Origin of the sequence: Sulfitobacter sp. M05 (assembly GCF_029285175.1) — a bacterium.
In the GTDB taxonomy this organism is placed as follows: Bacteria; Pseudomonadota; Alphaproteobacteria; order Rhodobacterales; family Rhodobacteraceae; genus Sulfitobacter.
Window position 1 is genome coordinate 11,640 of sequence record NZ_JABEDH010000001.1, and the last position, 14,878, is coordinate 26,517.

The following is a 14,878-nucleotide window of genomic DNA, read 5'->3' on the forward strand; positions in this document are numbered from 1 at the left end:
AACAAAGCTGCCTTCTTGGTGAAGGACATTTGGCGGCTGAATTTTACCCCCTTCAAGTGGGCGACGTTGCAGAAAGCCATCAAATGGATGCCCTGACAGGTGTTGTGGCGTGTCATGCGACATGATCTGACTTTGGAAACTTCTGTCTTTTCTATTCAGCTCAGGTTCCTGTCGGCAATAAGGGTGACCGTTGGTTTTTCAGGAACTGAAGAGGTAATCACACCGGCCTGAAGAAAACCTACACCGGATTCAGTTCCGCAATCGGGTGCAAATCAAAATTGGCAGTCAGGTAAATCAAACCGTCGACATCCGCTGGCCATGAACCGGCTCCATCGGGATTGCGCAGCAGGCTGGCAGGAAGCGAGGTTGCCCGTGCGAACGCCCGCGCCGGATCGTCTCCGACCTCGCGGATCATCACGCCAAGCGCCTGCGCCAGCGAAAGATCGGCACCGGCAAGTGTGCCATCCGCAAGGGTCAACCGACCCTTGTTTCGGTAAATGTCGCGCCCGCCCAGTTTAAAGCTGGTGATGTCAGAGCCGGCACAGGCCATCGCATCGCTGACAAGGAAAACATCAGCGGGGCCTTCTTTTGCGGCAAGGGCGATGCGGATGGTGGCAGGATGCACATGGATTCCGTCGGCAATCACCCCGGCCGCGGCGTCGGCGCTCTCCAGCGTTGCCCCAACAAGGCCCGGTTCGCGCGAGGTGAACTGGCTCATGGCGTTGAACAAATGGGTGCTGCCGCGCGCACCCGCGGCAAAAGCCGATTTGGCCGTCTCGTAATCCGCGTTGCTGTGCCCAAGAAACACAATTGCCCCGGCTTGCGACAAGGCCGTGATTTGCGCTGCGGTCACAGATTCCGGCGCAACGGTGAGCAATAGATTGGGCAACTTATCCGCCGCGGCAACCAGTTCGGCGCAATCGGCGTCCTCCATCGGACGGATCAACGTGCCGTCATGCGCCCCTTTGCGCGCGACCGACAGATGCGGGCCTTCAAGGTGCAGACCGGCAATGCCGGGGACACCTGCGGCAATGGCCGCGACTGCCGCCGTTATTGCCGCTGAGGTCTGCGCCGGCGTGTCAGTGATCAATGTGGGCAGGAAGTGGCGTGTCCCTAGAGCGTTATGGGCCTGCGCGATCCTGTTGAGAGTGGCCAGATCTGGTGCGTCGTTGAACAGCACACCACCGCCGCCGTTAACCTGAAGATCAACAAAACCCGGCATGAATGTGCCGCCTTTCAGCGTGGTGATCAATGTCCCGGCTGGGATATTGCGACTTTCCATCAGGGCAGGGCGGTTCTGTTCGATAACCAGCGCGTGACCTTTCAACACCTGTTTGCCGTCGAAGATATCCGCCCCTACGTAGGCCCGTAAATGCCCGGCGGCGCTCATGGCAGAGACTGCCGCGCCATTGCAAAAGCCCCTTCCAGTGCCGACCCTTTAGGGGGATGGAGATTGCGGGCCAAGCTATCCGGCAGGTAGGGGGCATAATGCGGGCCAACCCCGCCGGCCAGTGTCAGGTGATCACCCGCTTGGAAGCCCAATGTTTTCAGCGCCGTCTCTAGATAGGCGGCCCCTTCCGCAACGAGCGTCAATCCGATCTCATCCCCGCCCTTGGCCGCGGTGATCAAACTCCGCGCAAGCTTGGCAAAATCCGACGGGGCGGCTGTGGTGCTGAACAGGACAATGCCCATCAACCCGCCCATGGCCGCGCAGGTTGTCCGGCTGTGCGGGCTATGCGGACGCAAACCGTCTTCGGCAAGCAGCACCTCTTCCAGCAACCTGCGACCCAGCCAAGCACCCGAGGCATGATCGGACAAATGAAAGCCCCAGCCGCCAACCGTGGTCATCTCCAACGCGCGCTGGCGGGCCACAATTGTGCCGGTACCAAGGGCCACAACATAGCCGTCCGTGTCGCCCAAAGCCCCCCGTACCGAAGTAGCGCGGTCACCGGAAACGGTACTGCAGCCATAAGGCAGAGCGTTTAGCAGGGCCTGCTCTTCAACCTCTGAATGGGCTCCAGCCACCCCTAGATGGGCGGTGATCCGTTCAGGTGGCGTGTGCCCCAGTCCGGCATTTTCGAGGGCCTGAGCAATGGCACCTGTCAGATTGGCAACCGCAGCGTCAAAGTCGCTGTGAATGTTGCCCGGGCCGCTGCTGGCCTGACCAAGGATGCCTTGCGTGGATGTGCCCGCCACCGCGCGCGAGCCACTGCCGCCGCCATCCGCCGCGACGATTATCTGGGGGTCTGAAATGCTCATGCTCACTCTATAGTTTAGCAATCGGGGCAAAGCCTATAGCAAGGCCCTGCGAAATTGGGATCAGACCAGAAATGTCCTGCGGTGCGCCTGTCGCCGTTTGCGGATTGGTCAGAGTGAGGCAGCAGCACGGCTGGCCTGATCATATTGTCCGGACATGGTGCGCAGTTGCGCTGCGATCACACGCAGGTCTTCGCCCTTGTTATCCAGCCGTGACAGCCCGTCCAGAAAGCAGCTTTTGCGAATGGCGCGGTAGGCTTCGCACAGGCCTGCACCGGTTTCCGACGTGCGATAGAAGACTTCCTTGCCCCGTTTGTCTGTCTCAAGAAGTTCCGATTTCAACAGCTTGCGCAGGGCATAATTGACGGTATGGGTATCCTCGATATTGAGCAGGAAACAGATGTCCGTCAGGCGTTTTTCACGGCCCCGGTGGTTGACGTTGTGCAAGACAAGGATCTCCAGCGGCGTTAGGTTCGGATTGCCAGCCGCCGCCATGCACCGCGTCGTCCAGCGGGTAAAGGCGTTGAAGGCGACGATCATGCCAAACTCAAGCTCGGATGCCTCCCAGCCGTCTCCTTCGGCAAGGTGGCGTGAAGAGACAATGCGCCGCTCGGGCAGTGGGTTTTCGGGATCGGACATGGGGCCTCGCTGGTTTGGGTGTTAAACGCTAACAATTTATACGCGAAATACAAGCGTAGGCGGAGGGATCGAGCCCGCCGCTTTCGGCAACGGTAAAGTTTTCAGCAGGGAGTTACCCCCTTGGGTTGTTTTTTATGTGTTTCTTTCGCCTGCTTTGACGCATGATGTGAGGTAAAATGGCCGATCCGTATGTTCCTTTATATGGGGTGTATTGGGTTTTGATTGTCTATATGTAGTGGGTTTCCTGTTGCATCTGGCGGTGGCGCGCCTATTTCGCCTGTCTATCGCCCGTGCCCCAAAAAGAAACTTCCCAGCTGATTCGAATTTTGTTAACCTGTTGTTAATAAAAAAACTGAGGTAGGTAGTACGAGTAATGAGAACGGGCTTTCGTGGCACGTTTGTCATCAGCTGGTCGCAAACAGAAATTGACGGCCTTGAGGCCGCTCCGGTGCAGTCCCTTACAGTGGGTGCAGCATGGGCGTGGCGCGGGGACGCGGTGCGGGTCGATGGCCCGAATGACGTGTTGCGACTGGATCAGGCAGACGGTGCAGAGAAACTTAGAAAAAGAGCCGCACGTATGGTGCATCGGTTGGTTGGGGCCGCGCTGGAGAAGAAAGACCTGCCAACCCTGTCGCCGCGTGAAAAAGAGATGTTGGAAACAACACCCTTGATGGACAACAGTTTTGTCGTGACCGACGGCGGCAAAAGCTACACGGTAACTTTGATCGAGGTAGGCGGCGGCAGCCAGCCCCTACTGATGTTCATGGACGAAATTCCGCCGCGCGATTGTGACCTTTGGATTGTGCATCACACCTTGGGATCGACGCCAAATGAATCCGACGGGCAGGGCAGTGGCGGTGTCATTTGTTTTACCCTCGGGACAAAAATCGTGACGCCGACAGGTCTGGTGCGTATCGAGGATCTGCGCGAAGGGGATCAGGTTCAGACCAAGGACAACGGCACCCAGCCTATCCAGTGGATCGGCAGCCGGCGGATGAGTGGCGCGCGGTTGTTTGCTATGCCGAAGTTACGCCCGGTGCGGATCAATGCCAGCGTGTTCGGGGAGGACGTGCCGGATGAGGATTTGATCGTTTCGCCTGAACACCGGATCTTGATGAAAGGTGCGGTTGCTCAAGACTTGTTCAATACCTCAGAGGTGCTGGTCGCGGCCAAGGACCTGATCAATGGCGAAACCATCACCGTCGATCTGAAGCTGCGCGAGGTGACCTATGTGCATCTGCTGTTTGACCGACATCAGGTGATGTGGGCCAATGGTGTGGAAACCGAGAGTTTCCACCCTGCGTCGGCTGCTCTTAGCACTTTGGATGAAGCGGATCGGGCGCGCCTGCTGGCCACACATCCCGAGCTGGAGTTTGATCCCCACACCTATGGCAGCTTTGCACGGCGCAACCTGTCGGCGTCGGAAGCCGCCATTCTGGCCCACGCGGCCTGATCTTTTTCGACAAAATAAGGCCGGACTTTTGCAAAGCCCGGCCTCCGAGTTACTCTTCCGTTTGGGATGTAATCAGCGCCTTGACGATCGCCTTGGCGCTGTCGCTGTCCCATTTGGCATCCCCGCGCAGACGGGCAATCTCGCGGCCTTTAGGGTCAATGAGGACGGTGATCGGCAACCCGAAAACCCCCATCTGCGAGGCCAGCGCCTGTTTCGGATCCTGATGGCGCGGCAGGCTGTCGATGCCGGCCTCTTTAAAGAACTTAGAGATGCCAGCAGGGGAATTGCGCCCCGCCGCGATGGTAAGTACCTCGAAATGGTCGCCGCCGAATTCCTTCTGTAGCGCGTTCAGCTGCGGCATTTCCTTGCGGCAGGGCGCGCACCATGTGGCCCAAAAATTCACCAGGACATATTTCCCGCGGTAGTCCGCCAGTGATCCGGTACCCGCGTCATCTGCCAGAATAAAGGTCGCGTCTGATGTTGCCTGTGGTGTTTCATGCACTATCAGCTTTTTCATGTCGCCCGTGCGCATCGACAAAATGTCGGGGCCGGCAGCCCATGCAGTATTTGCACCTGCCATAAGGGCCGTATACACGAGGCCGAACACTAATTTTCTCATTTGTCCCTCCGAGGGTTTTGCCATGACTGATAACAGCTCCAACAAAATGTGGGGCGGCCGCTTTGCCGCTGGTCCCGATGCCATCATGGAAGCAATTAATGCTTCCATCAGCTTTGACAAGCGTATGGCTGCGCAGGATATTGCGGGCTCGCGTGCCCATGCTGCGATGTTGGCTGCAACAGGTATCATTACCGATAACGATGCTGCTGCAATTCGGGAAGGGCTGCTCACGATCTTGTCAGAGATCGAGGGCGGGACATTTGAATATTCCACCGCCTTGGAAGACATCCACATGAATGTGGAGGCGCGGCTGAAGGACGTGATTGGCGAACCTGCGGGGCGTTTGCACACAGGGCGTTCGCGCAATGACCAGGTGGCGACGGATTTCAAACTTTGGGTGCGCGATCAGCTGGACGCCTTTGAGGGCGGGCTTGTTGCGCTTATTCAGGCACTGTTGGGGCAAGCCGAGGCGGGCGCCGATTGGGTCATGCCGGGGTTCACCCATCTGCAAACGGCACAGCCGGTGACATGGGGGCATCACATGATGGCCTATGTGGAAATGTTTGGTCGTGACCTCAGCCGTGTGCGCGATGCACGGGCGCGGATGAATGAAAGCCCCTTGGGTGCTGCGGCCCTTGCCGGCACCTCCTTTCCCATTGACCGCGAGATGACAGCAGAAGCTCTGGGGTTTGACCGACCTGCCGCCAATTCGCTGGATGCCGTGGCCGACCGTGATTTCGCGCTGGAGTTCCTGTCCTGTGCCAGCATCGCCGCGATGCACCTCAGCCGATTTGCCGAGGAGCTGGTGATCTGGTCCTCGGCGCAGTTCCGTTTCGTGACATTAAGCGACCGGTTTTCAACCGGATCGTCGATTATGCCGCAAAAGAAGAACCCGGATGCGGCTGAATTGATCCGTGCCAAGGTGGGCCGCATTTTCGGGGCCAATACTGGATTGCTGATGGTGATGAAGGGGCTGCCGCTGGCCTATTCCAAGGACATGCAGGAAGACAAGGAACAGGTCTTTGATGCGGCTGACAATCTGGTGCTGGCCCTTGCTGCCATGGAGGGCATGGTGCGCGACATGACCGGCAACCGTGCTGAACTGGCTGCCGCAGCGGGCAGCGGGTTCTCGACCGCAACTGATCTGGCCGACTGGCTGGTGCGTGTGCTGGGCCTGCCGTTTCGCGATGCACACCACATTACCGGTGCGCTGGTGGGGATGGCGGAACAGCAGGGCTGTGATTTGCCGGACCTTACGCTGGCGCAGATGCAATCTGTGCATGAGGGTATCACCGACGGGGTGTTTGATGTGCTAACGGTTGAGAATTCGGTGAATTCCCGGACGTCTTATGGGGGGACCGCACCGGCACAGGTGCGTGCCCAGGTTGCGCGCTGGAAAGGTCTGTTGGCATGAAGTGGTTTTTGGGTATGGCATTGGGCGGGGCCTTGGCAGGATGTGGTGCAGACGGCGAGCCGGTACAGCCTACCCGCAATGCAACGGTGCCCCTGTCCGGCACACATCAGCAGCCCAGCACCTACCAGCCCGGTGTACATGTCTCGGGGCATGTAAATATCGGTGTCGCAAAGGGGATCTGACATGTCACCACTGCGCATGATCTACCTTGGACTTGCGGTCTGGGGCACTGTGCATCCGATGTATTACTTCATCACATGGTTTCGTGAAAACGGATTTGATATCATGGGGATGATGGCCGCATGGCATGCAAACGCGGCTGCCAGCGGGTTGGTTTGGGATCTGACCATCGCGGCGGTGGCGCTGACTGTCTGGATCATTGCGGAGGTTGCTGTACGGCGTAACTGGCGCGCTCTCCTCGCGATTCCCGCCACGTTCTGTATCGGGGTGAGCTGCGGGTTGCCGCTCTATCTATTTCTAAGGACTGCGCCTGTTAAATAGGGTGGAGTTGAGTTTAAGGGCAAGATGAAGCATGGACCATTTCTTATATCGTGACGGCACGCTTTACGCAGAGGATGTTGCGATTTCACAGATTGCGGCCGCTGTTGGCACGCCGTTCTATGTGTATTCTACGGCGACCTTGTTGCGACACTTCCGCCTGTTTGATGAGGCGTTGGAAGGGATGGAGCATTTGGTGTGCTACGCCATGAAGGCGAATTCCAATCAGGCGGTGTTGCAGACTTTGGCGCAGGCCGGGGCGGGCATGGATGTTGTGTCCGGCGGCGAATACCGCCGCGCGCGTGCAGCGGGCGTGCCGGGTGACAAGATTGTGTTTTCTGGTGTGGGCAAGACCCGAGATGAAATCCGTCTGGCGCTGGAAGGTGGCATTCGACAGTTCAATGTCGAGAGCGAGCCCGAGATGGTTGTGCTGGATGCTGTGGCCCGTGAATTGGGGGTGGTCGCCCCGATTACCATACGTGTTAATCCGGATGTGGATGCCAAGACTCACGCCAAGATTGCCACCGGGAAATCCGAGAACAAGTTTGGCATTCCGATTGCCAAGGCGCGCGAGGTTTATGCGATGGCGGCGTCGATGTCGGGGTTGGATGTGATCGGGATCGACGTTCACATCGGATCACAGCTGACGGACTTGACCCCATACGAGCTGGCCTATCAGAAGGTTGCCGAGTTGACGCAGACCCTGCGCGAAGATGGGCATAAGATTACCCGTCTGGATTTGGGCGGCGGCCTTGGCATTCCTTATGAGCGCAGCAATGCCGATCCGCCTTTGCCGTCGGACTATGGGGCGTTGGTCAAGCGCACGCTGGGGCATTTGGGCTGTGAGATTGAGATTGAACCGGGGCGGCTGATTGCCGGCAATGCCGGTTTGATGGTCAGTGAAGTGATTTATGTCAAAGAAGGGGAGGGGCGTGAGTTCCTGATCCTTGACGGAGCAATGAACGATTTGATCCGTCCGGCCATGTATGAGGCGCATCACGACATCATTCCGGTGGTGGAACCTGCTGTTGGCGTCGAGCCGCAGCCGATTGATATCGTTGGACCAGTGTGTGAATCCGGTGACACATTTGCAAAGCAACGCCTGATGCCGCCGCTGGCTGCGGGTGATCTGGTCGCTTTCCGTTCTGCCGGTGCTTACGGGGCGGTGATGAGCAGCGAATATAATTCGCGTCCTCTGATCCCCGAGGTTTTGGTGCATGGAGATCAATTTGCGGTTATTCGCGCACGTCCAACCTTTGACGAAATGATAAATCGCGATACCATTCCTGAATGGTTGTAGGGATATCCCGCCCCGCCCCCTAAGGGAGACAAAGCAATGAGCAGTTTCACCGCTGACGATCTGCGGCAAAGTCTGGCCAGATTGCGCTGGCCGGTTCTTCTGACTTGGGCGGGGATGTTTGCCGAAGCATTGGTGCGGGCAGTCTGGCCTTTGGTGGCGGTGGTTTTGCTGGTCTTGGCGGCGCTGATGCTGGGGCTACAGGACGCGGTGCCGGTCGAAAGTGTCTGGATCGCAGGCATTATTGTAGCGGGCGCAACGGCATGGGCCTTTATCTTTGCGCTGCGCCGGTTCCGCATCCCATCCCGATCCGCCGCAATGGCACGGCTGGATGCCAGCCTGCAGGGGCGGCCCATTCAGGCGCTGCTGGATCAGGCGGCGGTCGGGAGTGGTGACGATGCATCGATGGCGGTCTGGCAGGCGCATAAGGCGCGCATGGCCGCGCGCGCAGCGGCAGCAACGCCTGTCCCTGCTGACTTGCGGGTCTCAGACCGCGACCCATATGCCCTGCGCTATGTGGCCGTATTGGCATTTGCGGTTGCGCTGATTTTTGGCTCGATTTGGCGGGTCGGATCAGTTGCGGGCATGGCCCCGACAACCGGTTTGGCGTCGGGTTCGGTCTGGGAAGGCTGGGCAGAGCCGCCACGCTATACCGACCGTCCAACCCTTTATCTGAATGATCTGCCGGCTGGCGCGCTTGACCTGCCAGAGGGAACATTGATCACCCTGCGCTTTTACGGCGAAACCGGTGCGCTGTCTCTGGCCGAGACCGTTTCAGGGCGGGCGGTCGATGTGGCGGCAACCGCTGATGCGGCGCAGGATTTCGCGGTAATGCAAGGCGGCAGTATTGCGATTGAGGGCCCCGGAGGCAGGGCTTGGGATGTGGCCGTTCGCCCGGATATGCCGCCACAGGTCGATTTTGCCGGAGAGGTGAAAGTGGCTGCTTTGGGCGAGATGCGACTGCCTTTTGCGGCCCGTGACGATTATGGAGTTGAAGCGGGTGAGGCGCGGATCATTCTTGACCTTGCCGCGGTTAACCGCCGCTTTGGTTTGCAAGCAGAGCCTGATCCACGGGCACAAATTGTTGTGGCCCTGCCCACGCCAGTTGCCGGCGACCGGGCCGCCTTCCAAGAGAACATGATCGAGGATTTTTCGAAACACCCTTGGGCCAATCTGCCGGTGAAGCTGACGCTGAATGTTCTCGACGCGGCAGAACAGGCTGGTGCAACACCGCCACAGGATATGGTCTTGCCGGGCCGGCGTTTCTTTAACCCGACAGCGGCGGCCTTGATCGAAATGCGCCGCGATCTGCTGTGGTCAACCGATAATGCACCGCGGGTGGCGCAGGTCTTGCGGACCGTGTCCTATCGCCCTGATGATGTGTTTAGCAGCGCGACGTCGGCGCTGCGCTTGAAGCGGACCATTGAGAAACTGGAAATCCGAACCCGTTTTGGTCTGGACGACGAGATCGTCGATCGTCTGGCAGAAGACCTGTGGGGACTTGCGCTTGAACTGGAAGAGGGAGAGCTGGCCGATGCGTTAGAGCGCCTGCGCCGTGCGCAAGAACGTCTGCAAGAGGCGATGAAGAACGGGGCCTCGGATGAGGAAATCGCAGAACTGATGGAAGAGCTGCGCCGCGCCACTGAAGATTACCTGCAACAGCTTCAGCGCCAGCAAGCCCAAGAGCGCGCGCAGGAGGAAGACGGCGAAGAGCAGCAACAGGGCGAAAACATGCAGATGACGCAGGATGACCTGCAACGCATGATGGACCGCATTCAGGAGCTGATGGAACAGGGCCGTATGGCCGAAGCCGCCGAAGCTTTGCAGCAGCTTCAGGAAATGATGGAGAACATGCGCGTAACCGAAGGCCAGCCAGGAGAGGGCGGCAAATCGCCGGGTGAACAGGCGATGGAAGGTTTGGCCGAGACATTGAACGAACAGCAAGGGCTGAGCGATCAGGCGTTTCGCGACCTGCAGGAACAGTTTAATCCGAATGCGCAAACCGGAGAAAACGGCGAAAACGAGGGCCGCAATGGCGGTCAGGGCCGCGGTGAAAGCCATGAAGGTCAAAACGGTCAGGGCGAGGGCCGTGGCGAACAGCAGGGCCGGAGCGGCCAAGGGGGGGATCAAGGACAGGGCGGTCAGGATGAAAGTGGTCTTGCCGAACGTCAGCAAGCCCTCCGCGATGAACTGGAGCGTCAGCGGGGGCGTTTGCCCGGTCAGGGCACGCCAGAAGGGGAAGCGGCCCGAGATGCGTTAGACCGGGCTGGGCGGGCCATGGATCAGGCGGAACAAGCCTTGCGCAATGATGATCTGGCCGAGGCGATCGACAATCAGGCACAGGCAATGGAAGCCTTGCGCGAGGGGATGCGATCACTGGGCGAGGCCATCGCGCAGGAACAACGAAACCAGCAACCCGGCCAAGGGCAGGCGGAAGCCGACCGTCGCGCCGACAACCGTGATCCGTTGCGCCGCGGCGACAATAGAGACGGGTCAGACAGTTCTGACGGGCGGTTGAATCTGCAACAGGGTGAGGCCCGAGACCGCGCACGTGCCCTGTTGGATGAGATACGGCGCAGATCTGGTGAGGCTGAACGATCAGACGCCGAGCGAGATTATCTGAACCGTTTGCTGGAGCGTTTCTAAAGCGTCTTGCAGTCAACCTGAGCCATCATATGTCGCTTTTCGCGTTCGACCAATTCGACCAAAGGGAGAGGCCGCGCGCGATTCATGTTTAAGGCGGGACGCTCTAGGGCCACAAACCCTGCGGTAATCGGAAGATCAGCTGTTTGATTCCGTTGCCATCGTGTCCAGCCAGCTGAGCAGGGATGTGATCTGCTGATCCAGTAGAACGCGCAGGTGGTCGACACCGGCAACATAATTGCCAAGCGCGTCCTTAAGGAAAGGCACTGCTGTCGCTATTTGTGCCGCATAGACATAGAGCAGCACCAGCAGGGCAAACAGCAACAGCATACTTAGAAAACCGTTGCGAAAGCTACGCGCCTGTTTGTGCGAGCCACCTGCGCCGAGTTCTTGCCGGGCATCTGCATCAACGCCGCTGGGGGTTTGATCATGGCGCAGGGTGGAATTGATTTCCTCGATATCGGGCAGTAATTCGCGTCGTGATGAAATGGCTGCCGCCGTTGCTGCTGCCTCGGCTGTTGGCTCTGGCTCACCGCGCAAACGTGCCATCCGCCGTTTCGCGTCCTGCGCGCGGCGTTCATCGCTGTCGTCCTGTTCCGGTGTGGCGAGGGCTTGCGGCTCCGTTCCGCTGTCCAGCCCCAAATCCGGCTGGCTTTCCAGCGAAGTTGACTGGCGACGCTTACGGGCCTCGAACTCGGCTTCGGCTTCTTGTCGTAAAATATCGGCCACCGCCGGGTCCAGTTGCTTGCGTACGGGGTCCTTTGATGTGGCTGGCGTCGGGGGCGGCGGAGGGGAAACTTCCTCGTCCGGATCGGGGGTATCCAGGCCAAGCGGGGCGGTATCGACCGCGTTGTCATCCGGCAAATGATCCGGGTGATGCTGAAACCATGTTGTGCCGCAATTTGAGCATTGAACGTCGCGCCCGGCGGTCGGAACGACCTCGTCAGGTACCTCGTATTGGGCATCACAATTTGGACAGGTCAGCCTCATCTGGTGTTCCGCTACTCACTGATAACTACACTTGCGCGTTTTCACGTACCATAAGATCAACAATTCCTTAGTAAAAGCGTTAACTTGCGCCAAAGTCCAGAAGGGACGGATTGAATCCCCAGCGGTGCTGAGGCACAACAGGTTCGTGTGGCAAGGATAATATTGTGATCGAGCTGGAAAATGTGGCGTACAGCTATGGTGGTGGTGAACTGCTGTCTGATATCTCGCTGAAACTTGCACCCGGGTCCTTCCATTTTCTGACGGGTCCGTCTGGTGCGGGCAAAACCACGCTGATGCGCTTGTGTTACGGGGCCTTGTTGCCGACGGCGGGGCATGTGCGCCTGTTTGGCGCTGATGTGCGGGGGCTGAACCGGGACGACATTGCCGTTGTACGCCGACGGGTTGGGGTGGTGCATCAGGATGTGCAGTTTCTCAACCATCTAACGGTGACCGAGAATATTGGTCTGCCGCTGACCGTATCCGGCAGACATGCCGCTGCGGCCGGCGGTGATCTGGATGAATTGATGTCCTGGGTTGGACTGACCAACCGTGCGAATGCGATGCCTCCTGAATTGTCTGGGGGGGAACGCCAACGGGCGGCTCTTGCGCGGGCTGTGATTGTGTCCCCGGATGTGGTGCTTGCGGATGAGCCGACGGGGAATGTGGATTGGGAAATGTCGCAGCGCCTCCTGCGACTGTTGATCGAGCTGAACAAGATGGGCAAGACGGTGCTGATTGCCACCCACGACCTGAGCCTGATCCGTGCGACAAAGGCCCATGTGCAGGCACGGGTGTTGCGTATCGCCAACCGGCGCATTCAACTGGCGGGGGCTGATTTGTGAAATTTGATCTTGCGACATTGCGCGCCCTTATCGCCGGCGACCACCATGCCGATCGCGTGGTGCCCCCGTCGGGGTTCACGGCGCAGCTGACGGTTTTTGCAGCTGCGGCGATGGCGTTTTTGGCGGTTTTCGCGCTGGCCCTTTCTTTGGCAGCGGGCCGGCTGGCGGACCGTTGGGGCGAAGAGCTGGCCCGCTCGGCGACCATCCGTATTGTTGCCCCGATGGATCAACGTGCCGCCCAGACCGACGCCGCGCTGCGGATTCTGGAAACCACCAAAGGTGTTGCTGCGGCGCGGGCATTGACGGATGCCGAACAACAAGCGCTGATGGCCCCGTGGTTTGGGCCGGAACTGGCGCTGGAGACACTGCCGGTGCCCCGCCTGATCGAAGTGATCGAGGATACAGACGGCATGGATCCAGCCGGCCTGCGCCTGCGCCTTGCGGCTGAAGTGCCCGGCGCGGTGCTGGATGATCACAGCCGGTGGCGTGCGCCCTTGGTTCAAGCGGCGTCTCGCTTGCGCTTGCTGGGGCTGGTGTCGATTGTTCTGATTGCGGCCGCAGTTGCGGCAATGATTACGCTGGCGGCCAATGCGGCGCTGGCTGCAAATGCGCAGGTGATTGCGGTGCTGCGGCTGGTCGGCGCAACCGATGATTACATTGCGCTGGCGTTTATCCGTCGCTTTACTCTGCGGGCCTTGTCTGGCGCGGCGGTGGGTGCTGTGCTGGGGATGGTTGCGGTCTTGCTGTTGCCCTCCGCATCGGAAAACGGTGGCTTTCTGACCGGCCTCGGCTTTCAGGGCGCGCATTGGCTATGGCCGTTTTTCATACCGGTTCTGGCGGCTGGTGTGGCCTTTGTTGCCACAGGTTCTGCCGCCCGCCGCACCCTGAGGGAGCTTGCCTGATGTTACAATGGATCCGGTCAATCGTGTATATTGTTCAGGCCACCATCGCCATGCCGGTGATTGGCCTGTTGTTCGCGCCTTGGGCAATGTTTTCCAAGACGGGGGCCTATACCGCCTGCAAGACCTACGCGGGGTGGTGCATGTGGTCGGCGCGCTGGCTGATCGGGCTGCGCTGTGAAGTACGTGGACAAGTCCCAGATGGCGAGGTGTTGATCGCCGCGAAACACCAGTCGTTTCTCGATATTTTGATGATTTTCCATGCCTTGCCCCGGGCCAAGTTCATCATGAAACGCGAGATACTCTGGACGCCAGTGATCGGGCAATACACCAAGCGGATGCAGATGATTTCAGTGAACCGTGGCAAACGCGGACAGGCGATTTCCAAGATGATGGAAGACGTGAATGCGGGCCGGATCGAACCTGGGCAGATCGTGATCTATTCGCAAGGCACACGCGTCGCGCCTGGTGCGCATGTGCCCTATAAGGTGGGCACGTCGGTCCTGTACCGGCAGTTGAAGCAACCTTGCATACCCGTCGCGACCAATGCCGGCTATTTCTGGCCCCGGCGCGGGTTATACCGGCGGCCAGGTCTGGCCGTTGTTGAGTTTTTGCCACCCATTGCCCCCGGCCTTGAGAAGGACGCGTTCATGAAGCAACTGGAAGCAACCGTTGAAACTGCATCGGACGCGTTGCTGCACGAAGCGGGGTGGCGAAAAGATGCATAAGATTACGGATCGTGCCGCGTTAGAAGCGCTTTATGGTTCTGTCGGGGCACCGGCAACGCGCAAGGTCGCGACACAGCTTACACCGCTCTATCGCAAGTGGATCATGGCCTCGCGCCTCTGTGTTCTAAGTACAGTTGGGGCGGATGGCACCGACGGCAGTCCACGCGGCGACGATGGTCCGGTGGTCAGGGAGCTGGATGCTCATAGGCTTGCAATGCCGGATTGGCGCGGCAACAACCGGCTGGATTCACTGCGCAATATTGTGGATGACGGGCGCGTGTCGCTGATGTTTGTCGTGCCGGGATCAAACAATGTGGTGCGGGTGAATGGGCTGGCTTTTCTGACCGATGATCTAACACTGCGCGAAAGCTTTTTGAAACAGGGCCGGGTCCCGGCGACGGTGATCGTTATCCATATCGGTGAAATCTACACCCAATGTGCCCGCGCCCTGATGCGCGCCGGGACTTGGGCGGGGACGGATGAAAGTGGTGGTTTACCCAGTGCCGGAGATATTCTGGCCGAGATGACCAGCGGGGAAGAAGGTGGTGCGCCCTATGATGATGCATGGGGGGCCCGGGCTGCGTCGACAATGTGGTAGCG

General features: G+C 59.1%; 15 protein-coding genes. 10 read left to right on the plus strand and 5 right to left on the minus strand.

Annotated features, from left to right (window positions below):
* Positions 1 to 238 precede the first annotated feature (238 nt).
* From nagA to HKX44_RS00070, 3 genes are all read right to left on the minus strand, one after another.
* On the minus strand, positions 239 to 1,390 hold the full coding sequence (gene nagA, locus HKX44_RS00060; RefSeq protein WP_276149258.1) for an N-acetylglucosamine-6-phosphate deacetylase: 1,152 nt from the start codon (positions 1,388 to 1,390) through the stop codon (positions 239 to 241).
* Positions 1,387 to 2,259 carry a BadF/BadG/BcrA/BcrD ATPase family protein gene (locus HKX44_RS00065; RefSeq protein ID WP_276149259.1) on the minus strand — a complete coding sequence of 291 codons (873 nt, stop codon included), beginning with the start codon at positions 2,257 to 2,259 and terminating at the stop codon, positions 1,387 to 1,389. The genes nagA and HKX44_RS00065 overlap by 4 nt, the downstream gene beginning before the upstream one ends.
* A 108-nt stretch (positions 2,260 to 2,367) precedes the next feature.
* A complete protein-coding gene (locus tag HKX44_RS00070) occupies positions 2,368 to 2,895 on the minus strand; it encodes a winged helix DNA-binding protein (protein ID WP_276149260.1) in 528 nt (175 codons plus the stop codon).
* A 373-nt stretch (positions 2,896 to 3,268) separates the two neighbouring features.
* Between HKX44_RS00070 and HKX44_RS00075 the strand changes: the two genes are divergently transcribed.
* Positions 3,269 to 4,348, plus strand: coding sequence for a Hint domain-containing protein (locus tag HKX44_RS00075; RefSeq protein WP_276149261.1), 1,080 nt, complete (start codon positions 3,269 to 3,271; stop codon positions 4,346 to 4,348).
* A 49-nt stretch (positions 4,349 to 4,397) separates the two neighbouring features.
* On the opposite strand, the gene HKX44_RS00080 is transcribed toward HKX44_RS00075, so the two are convergent.
* Positions 4,398 to 4,967: a TlpA disulfide reductase family protein gene (locus tag HKX44_RS00080; RefSeq protein WP_276149262.1), complete on the minus strand. Its 570-nt coding sequence runs from the start codon at positions 4,965 to 4,967 to the stop codon at positions 4,398 to 4,400.
* Positions 4,968 to 4,989: 22 nt separating this feature from the next.
* Between HKX44_RS00080 and argH the strand changes: the two genes are divergently transcribed.
* Genes argH through HKX44_RS00105 form a run of 5 tightly spaced genes read left to right on the plus strand, consistent with a single transcriptional unit; the run spans position 4,990 to position 10,822 of the window.
* Entirely contained in the window at positions 4,990 to 6,381 is a 1,392-nt protein-coding gene (argH, locus tag HKX44_RS00085) for an argininosuccinate lyase (RefSeq protein ID WP_276149263.1), read from the plus strand.
* Positions 6,378 to 6,563 (plus strand): hypothetical protein, encoded by a 186-nt coding sequence (locus tag HKX44_RS00090; protein ID WP_276149264.1) that lies wholly within the window; start codon positions 6,378 to 6,380, stop codon positions 6,561 to 6,563. The genes argH and HKX44_RS00090 overlap by 4 nt, the downstream gene beginning before the upstream one ends.
* 1 nt (position 6,564) lies before the next feature.
* The gene (locus HKX44_RS00095) at positions 6,565 to 6,882 is read left to right on the plus strand and encodes a DUF2834 domain-containing protein (protein ID WP_276149265.1); all 318 of its coding nucleotides are present in this window, start codon (positions 6,565 to 6,567) and stop codon (positions 6,880 to 6,882) included.
* Positions 6,883 to 6,913: 31 nt separating this feature from the next.
* Positions 6,914 to 8,179, plus strand: a complete 1,266-nt coding sequence (lysA, locus tag HKX44_RS00100) for a diaminopimelate decarboxylase (protein ID WP_276149266.1) — start codon at positions 6,914 to 6,916, stop codon at positions 8,177 to 8,179.
* A 36-nt stretch (positions 8,180 to 8,215) separates the two neighbouring features.
* Positions 8,216 to 10,822, plus strand: a complete 2,607-nt coding sequence (locus HKX44_RS00105) for a DUF4175 domain-containing protein (RefSeq protein ID WP_276149267.1) — start codon at positions 8,216 to 8,218, stop codon at positions 10,820 to 10,822.
* A gap of 135 nt (positions 10,823 to 10,957) precedes the next feature.
* On the opposite strand, the gene HKX44_RS00110 is transcribed toward HKX44_RS00105, so the two are convergent.
* Complete coding sequence (locus tag HKX44_RS00110) at positions 10,958 to 11,809, minus strand: zinc-ribbon domain-containing protein (RefSeq protein ID WP_276149268.1); 852 nt, start codon at positions 11,807 to 11,809, stop codon at positions 10,958 to 10,960.
* 164 nt (positions 11,810 to 11,973) lie between these two features.
* Here HKX44_RS00110 and HKX44_RS00115 point away from each other — a divergent pair, with 164 nt between their 5' ends.
* From HKX44_RS00115 to HKX44_RS00130, 4 genes are read left to right on the plus strand one after another with little or no spacing between them, the layout of a single operon-like run.
* On the plus strand, positions 11,974 to 12,651 hold the full coding sequence (locus tag HKX44_RS00115) for an ATP-binding cassette domain-containing protein (RefSeq protein ID WP_276149269.1): 678 nt from the start codon (positions 11,974 to 11,976) through the stop codon (positions 12,649 to 12,651).
* A complete protein-coding gene (locus tag HKX44_RS00120; protein ID WP_276149270.1) occupies positions 12,648 to 13,553 on the plus strand; it encodes an FtsX-like permease family protein in 906 nt (301 codons plus the stop codon). The genes HKX44_RS00115 and HKX44_RS00120 overlap by 4 nt, the downstream gene beginning before the upstream one ends.
* Complete coding sequence (locus tag HKX44_RS00125; RefSeq protein WP_276149271.1) at positions 13,553 to 14,278, plus strand: lysophospholipid acyltransferase family protein; 726 nt, start codon at positions 13,553 to 13,555, stop codon at positions 14,276 to 14,278. Before HKX44_RS00120 ends, HKX44_RS00125 begins: the two co-directional genes overlap by 1 nt.
* The gene (locus HKX44_RS00130; protein ID WP_276149272.1) at positions 14,271 to 14,876 is read left to right on the plus strand and encodes a pyridoxamine 5'-phosphate oxidase family protein; all 606 of its coding nucleotides are present in this window, start codon (positions 14,271 to 14,273) and stop codon (positions 14,874 to 14,876) included. Before HKX44_RS00125 ends, HKX44_RS00130 begins: the two co-directional genes overlap by 8 nt.
* Positions 14,877 to 14,878 lie beyond the last annotated feature (2 nt).

Excerpts from the sequence above, each read along its gene's own strand:
- nagA (WP_276149258.1), bottom strand. The coding sequence starts at position 1,390 with ATGAGCGCCGCCGGGCATTTACGGGCCTACGTAGGGGCGGATATCTTC.
- HKX44_RS00105 (WP_276149267.1), top strand. The coding sequence starts at position 8,216 with ATGAGCAGTTTCACCGCTGACGATCTGCGGCAAAGTCTGGCCAGATTG.
- HKX44_RS00125 (WP_276149271.1), top strand. The coding sequence starts at position 13,553 with ATGTTACAATGGATCCGGTCAATCGTGTATATTGTTCAGGCCACCATC.
- HKX44_RS00080 (WP_276149262.1), bottom strand. The coding sequence starts at position 4,967 with ATGAGAAAATTAGTGTTCGGCCTCGTGTATACGGCCCTTATGGCAGGT.
- HKX44_RS00065 (WP_276149259.1), bottom strand. The coding sequence starts at position 2,259 with ATGAGCATTTCAGACCCCCAGATAATCGTCGCGGCGGATGGCGGCGGC.
- argH (WP_276149263.1), top strand. The coding sequence starts at position 4,990 with ATGACTGATAACAGCTCCAACAAAATGTGGGGCGGCCGCTTTGCCGCT.
- HKX44_RS00095 (WP_276149265.1), top strand. The coding sequence starts at position 6,565 with ATGTCACCACTGCGCATGATCTACCTTGGACTTGCGGTCTGGGGCACT.
- lysA (WP_276149266.1), top strand. The coding sequence starts at position 6,914 with ATGGACCATTTCTTATATCGTGACGGCACGCTTTACGCAGAGGATGTT.
- HKX44_RS00070 (WP_276149260.1), bottom strand. The coding sequence starts at position 2,895 with ATGTCCGATCCCGAAAACCCACTGCCCGAGCGGCGCATTGTCTCTTCA.
- HKX44_RS00130 (WP_276149272.1), top strand. The coding sequence starts at position 14,271 with ATGCATAAGATTACGGATCGTGCCGCGTTAGAAGCGCTTTATGGTTCT.
- HKX44_RS00075 (WP_276149261.1), top strand. The coding sequence starts at position 3,269 with ATGAGAACGGGCTTTCGTGGCACGTTTGTCATCAGCTGGTCGCAAACA.
- HKX44_RS00090 (WP_276149264.1), top strand. The coding sequence starts at position 6,378 with ATGAAGTGGTTTTTGGGTATGGCATTGGGCGGGGCCTTGGCAGGATGT.
- HKX44_RS00110 (WP_276149268.1), bottom strand. The coding sequence starts at position 11,809 with ATGAGGCTGACCTGTCCAAATTGTGATGCCCAATACGAGGTACCTGAC.